At 73.9% G+C, this 4,355-nt stretch carries 2 protein-coding genes and 1 pseudogene; all 3 read left to right on the forward strand.

Annotated features, from left to right (window positions below):
* A pseudogene (locus tag WH07_RS34900) lies at positions 1–339 on the forward strand (DNA polymerase III subunit gamma and tau); the annotation flags it as partial.
* A gap of 241 nt (positions 340–580) precedes the next feature.
* On the forward strand, positions 581–1,834 hold the full coding sequence (gene purD, locus WH07_RS34905; protein WP_046509090.1) for a phosphoribosylamine--glycine ligase: 1,254 nt from the start codon (positions 581–583) through the stop codon (positions 1,832–1,834).
* 503 nt (positions 1,835–2,337) lie between these two features.
* Positions 2,338–4,275 carry a M48 family metalloprotease gene (locus tag WH07_RS34910; RefSeq protein WP_046509092.1) on the forward strand — a complete coding sequence of 646 codons (1,938 nt, stop codon included), beginning with the start codon at positions 2,338–2,340 and terminating at the stop codon, positions 4,273–4,275.
* Positions 4,276–4,355: the final 80 nt, after the last annotated feature.

Here is a 4,355-nt window from a genome sequence, read left to right on the forward strand (position 1 = left end):
TCAGATGTGTATAAGAGCAACGCGTCGGCGGCCCACCGCCCGGCCCCGCCCGCGGCGCCCTCGTCATCGGCCGCGCCGGCGAACCGTACGTCCACGGCACCGTCCACCGGTCCCGGGCAGGCACAGGCCCAGCCCCAGGGCGGCGCTCCGGCCCAGTCCCAGCGGCCGGGTTCCGGCGGGCCCGGCAGCAGACCGGCCTCCGGGCCGCCTCCCGTAGCTCCGGAGGACGACATTCCGGAGGAGGACGATCCGGATCTCGTCGACTCGGCGCTCTCCGGCCATGACCTGATCGTGCGCGAGCTGGGAGCGACCGTCGTGGAGGAGTACACGAACGAGTAGCCAGGCGGCGAGAGCGGCGAGGCGGCGACTGCGGCGAGGCGCGGACGGTGGCGAGGCGATGGCGGCGGCGATGGGGCGACAGCGCCGAAGCGGCCACAGCAGTAACGCGGAGACAGCAGCAACGCGGCGATGGCGGCGAGGCGGCCACAGGAGCAACGCGGCCACAGCAGCGAGGCGTACAGCGGCGGGTGCGGACAGCCCGCAAACGGAATCGGCCGTTCCCCCGGCTAGGCTGCCTCCCGTGAAGGTCCTTGTCATCGGCGGCGGCGCCCGCGAACACGCCCTGTGCCGCTCTCTCTCCCTCGACCCCCAGGTCACCGCTCTGCACTGCGCCCCCGGCAACGCCGGCATCGCCGAGGTCGCCGAACTGCACCCGGTGGACATGCTGGACGGCGCCGCGGTGGCCCGCCTCGCCGCCGAGGTCGGGGCCGGGCTGGTCGTCGTCGGGCCCGAGGCGCCGCTGGTGGCGGGGGTCGCCGATGCCGTACGAGCAGCGGGCATCCCCTGCTTCGGACCGTCGAAGGAGGCGGCCGAGCTGGAGGGTTCCAAGGCCTTCGCCAAGGATGTGATGGCCGCGGCGAACGTACCGACGGCCCGCAGCTACGTCTGCACCACGCCCGAGCAGATCGACGACGCGCTCGACGCCTTCGGCACGCCATATGTCGTCAAGGACGACGGGCTCGCCGCCGGCAAGGGCGTCGTCGTGACCGCGGACCTCGCGGTGGCACGCGCGCACGCGCTCGCCTGCGAGCGGGTCGTGATCGAGGAGTTCCTCGACGGGCCGGAGGTCTCGCTCTTCGCGATCACCGACGGCCGTACGGTCCTTCCGCTCCAGCCGGCCCAGGACTTCAAGCGCGCGCTCGACAACGACGAAGGCCCCAACACGGGCGGCATGGGCGCGTACTCCCCGCTTCCCTGGGCCGACCCCAAGCTGGTGGACGAGGTCCTGGAGACGGTCCTCCAGCCCACCGTCGACGAACTGCGGCGGCGCGGCACGCCCTTCTCCGGGCTGCTGTACGCGGGTCTCGCGATCACCGGCCGTGGGGTGCGGGTCATCGAGTTCAACGCGCGCTTCGGCGACCCGGAGACACAGGTGGTGCTGGCCAGGCTGCGGACCCCGCTGGCCGCGGTACTGCTGGCGGCGGCCGAGGGGGCGCTCGCCGATCTGCCGCCGCTGACCTGGCGCGACGACGCGGCGGTCACGGTGGTCGTGGCCTCGCACAACTACCCGGACACCCCGCGCACCGGCGACCCGATCGGCGGCCTCGCCGAGATCGCGGCTCACGACGCGCCCCACGCGTACGTACTGCACGCCGGAACCCGGCGGGACGACGGCGGTACGGTCGTCAGCGCGGGCGGCCGCGTGCTGTCGGTGACAGCGACGGGCGAGGACCTGACGCAGGCCCGCGAACGGGCGTACACCGCGCTGCACCGCATCACGCTGCCGGGTTCCCAGCACCGTACGGACATCGCGCGCGACGCCGCGAAGGCGTAGGGCCGCGCGGCGCCGCGGGGGCGTGAGCGAGCACGAAGGTCCAGCGAACGCGAAGGCCTGAGCGGGTACTCAGAACCGCGAGGCGCCCCGGCCCCCGCACCCGGCCCCGTATCTCCAGCCCGGCACCGTCGCCGCCGACCGCGCTGTACATCCCGTCGGCAACCTCGCCGTCAACCCCGGTCCGTCCCGGTCCGTCACTTCCACTCGTCCGGGCGCCCGCCGCCCGGCGGAACGGGACGGTCGTCCGTACGGGTGAACAAGGCGCGCCCTGCCCCGGAAAGCCCCGGAAATAGGGGCCCGCGCGTCGCTCGTCAGCAGCTTTGACCAGAGCCATTCCATCGAGTGACGAATGGGCCATCCGGATGACGGCTCGCCGGGGTCCAACTATGGTGCGGCGCAGGCGTTCCGGCACTTGGCCCATCGACATTGCGTTGTCAGTGGCTGGTGCCACAGTGGGGGAGTGAGCAAAGCCGTCACAGGGGCAGAGGGGGTGAAGTCCGACCATGTCCGGTTCTCGTTCGTCCGGTTCCCGTTCCGGTTCGCATACCGGTCTCAGTTCCGGCACCAGTTCCGGCATCGGCGACGAGCTCGGTGCTCAGGGCGCCCGTGTCCGAGCTCTCGCCGTGCTGCGGGTGCGCAGCAGGGCGCTGGCCGTGGCGCTGCTGCCGGCCGCCGTCGCCGTTGTGCTGCTGGCCGGCGGGGCCACGGGCCATCTGCGCGGGGGGAGCTGGGACGCGGCCCGCTGGGCCGTGACGGCCTTCGCGGCGGCCGTGCTGCTGCTCGGCGCCGGAGTCGCGGCCGTGATCGCCTGGGCCAGACCCGCCCTCAGCCCCACCGTCGCGGTCACCGAAGCGGCTGCCCCCGATCTCTACCGGCTGGTGCGCGATCTCGCGGATCGGCTCGAAGTGCCCGCCCCTTCCGCCATAGCGCTGACCCCGGACTGTGACAGTTGGCTGGAGGACCGTACGCATCCGGCGCATCTGCCGGACCTCTCCGGAGCGGGCCGCCGCCGTCGTACGCCCGCCGCGCCCGTGCTGGTGATCGGGTCGCCCTTCCTGTGGTGGATGCGGGTCGCCGAGCTGCGCGCCGTGCTCGCGCCGGTCGTCGCGGGTACGGGCCCTTCGGCGCATCCGGACATAGCCGCCGCGCGCCGGTTCGTGCGGGGGCTCGACGCGGCGGTCGCGGTGGCGGCGCGCCCCCGGGGACCGCGTCCGGGACGGAGGGCGATCCCGGGGCTTCCGGGGCGGCGAGTGATACGGAGAGCGACGTTCGGCCTGGTCGGGCGGATCGCCAAGCTGCTGTTGCGCGGCTGCGCCGAGCACGCCGCCCAGATGGAGCGGGGGGTCGCGGCGGCTGCCTCGGAGCGTGCGCAGGGGGTGGACTACGGGCTGCGGATCGTCGCGCAGGAGCAGGTGGGACTCGCGTACGCGGGGTGGGACCGGCTGCTGACCAGGGTCGCCCTGCCCGCCTGGCGCATGGGCCGGTGGCCCTCGCGGCTGGACGCGGGCGTGGTGTCCGCCCTCACGGAGCTGTCGCGCCGCGACCGTCTCGCCGAAGGCTTCGCCTCCCGGCTCGGCGAGCGCCCCGCCTGCGACCTGCTCGAAGAGCCGGGCGTGGTCGACGAGGCGGCGTCCCTCCTCGCGGCCCGTCTCTTCCACGGCGGCCCGGCCGAGGCGGGGCCCGACTGGTCGCCGGTGGACTGGCAGCAGTATCCGGAAGAGGTCGTCGACCGTAAGTGGCGTACGGAAGCGGCCAGGCTGCACCGCGTGCTGGACGGTATGGGAGTACGGCGCTCGGCGGACCCCGACTCCTCCGCGATGGCGCAGGGCCCCACCCTCGCCCGGGTCATGGACCACCTGTCCGCGCCGAGCGGCGAAGGCGCCCACGGTCTGGAACGCACCACGGGCGGGGACGGCGAGGAAGGCGCTGAGGGTGCTGAGGCGGTTGGGGAGGGCAAGGAGCACGAAAGCGCCCGCTCCACCCACGCACGCGACGCCCAGGCCGCCCACGACCACTCCGCCCACTCCGCCCAGGCCGCCGAGGTCGCCGAGGTCGGCGACGCCCTGGCCGCCGGAATCAGCGCGGAGCTGGCCCGCGAGGAGGCGGCGGCCCCGCCCGTCCCGATCGAGACCGGGAGCGATGCCCTGACCTCCTGGGGTACGGATCCGCTCCCGCTCTTCCCGCTCCAGCCGCCCCGTACGAGCAGAGAGCTGCTGGCCGACCATGTGACGGCGATGGTCTGCTGCTCGGCAGTCGACACGGCGGGCGCCTCCCCGGGCCTGGACTGGCTGGACGGCCCGGCCCTGCTGGTCGACGGGAAACGGCGCACGGATCTGGTCGGGCGTGTTCTCAGCCTGGTCGAGGGCGGCGACGCCGAGCCGCTCCGTTCCTGGCTGGCCTCGCTGGGCGTACGGCCGGAGAAGCCCGTACGCCTCGTCTGACGCCTCGCCCCGCCCCGCCCCGCCCGATCGTACGGACATGACCTGTGACGGACATGGCCTGTGACCACGCAGACATCATC

The organism is Streptomyces odonnellii, assembly GCF_000981895.1.
GTDB classification, from domain to species: Bacteria; Actinomycetota; Actinomycetes; order Streptomycetales; family Streptomycetaceae; genus Streptomyces; species Streptomyces odonnellii.

Bases quoted from the DNA above. Each gene is read 5' to 3' on its own strand.
- WH07_RS34910 (WP_046509092.1), top strand. From the start codon at position 2,338: ATGTCCGGTTCTCGTTCGTCCGGTTCCCGTTCCGGTTCGCATACCGGT.